The following is a 785-nucleotide window of genomic DNA, read 5'->3' on the forward strand; positions in this document are numbered from 1 at the left end:
CTTCATTTGTAAATCCTGCGATAGTCCCCTCATTCTCAAGTGTGGCGGTTGAGTTTGTTTTATTTGTAAGTGTGCCATTTATATTTGCAGTTGCGCCGGCATTCGTCACGCTCACGCTTCCACCTTGCGCGCTTTGCAAGCCTATATCTCCATTGATAGTTGTTGCATTATTTGTAAGGCTTCCTGTCACATTGCCTGTATTGTTCCAAGTGACATCGCCTGCACCAGTTGGATTCCCCGGAGGCGTGCCTGTAGGAGCTGTCCCAGCGGTGAAACTCCCTACATTTCCAGTGCCTGCGTAGGTAAGCGTTGCATTATTGCCAGTGCCAGTGCCGGCGATGCCAGTGTGGGTGATAGAGCCGATGGAGTTATTATTTGTTAAAGTGTTGTTCGCAGTTGAGCTATTTTCAAAAGTATTTATCGTGCCGGAGTTTGTAAAGGTATTAGCCACAGTTGAGCTGTTGCTAAAAGTATTTATCGTGCCAGAATTTGTAAATCCAGCAGTGCCAAAGTTTCCAACGCCGGAATTTGCAACAGTGCCTATTGTATAGCCTGTGCCTACATTTACACCGCCGGTGATTGTGCCGGTGTTATTAAGTGTGTTTGTTGTGTGGTTCCCGCTAAAGCTTACATTCCCAGTAATTGTGCCTTCATTTGTGAATCTATCAAGCGATTTTTCCACTTCGACACTTTGGGCGATACTTGCACCTGCACCATTTATAAAGGTAGTCGTTGGCGTAGTAGGCGGGGTGGTATTTGGCGCATCACTTAGCATGATATTCATA

The 785-nt window shown here is 46.0% G+C and carries 1 protein-coding gene; it reads right to left on the reverse strand.

The genetic code is table 11. The annotated features are described in order from the left end of the window. Positions 1 to 785: hypothetical protein (locus tag CQA49_RS10210; RefSeq protein ID WP_220271752.1), on the reverse strand; the 785-nt coding region annotated here is incomplete at both ends.

Source organism: Helicobacter sp. MIT 00-7814 (assembly GCF_003364115.1).
Lineage (GTDB): Bacteria > Campylobacterota > Campylobacteria > Campylobacterales > Helicobacteraceae > Helicobacter_F.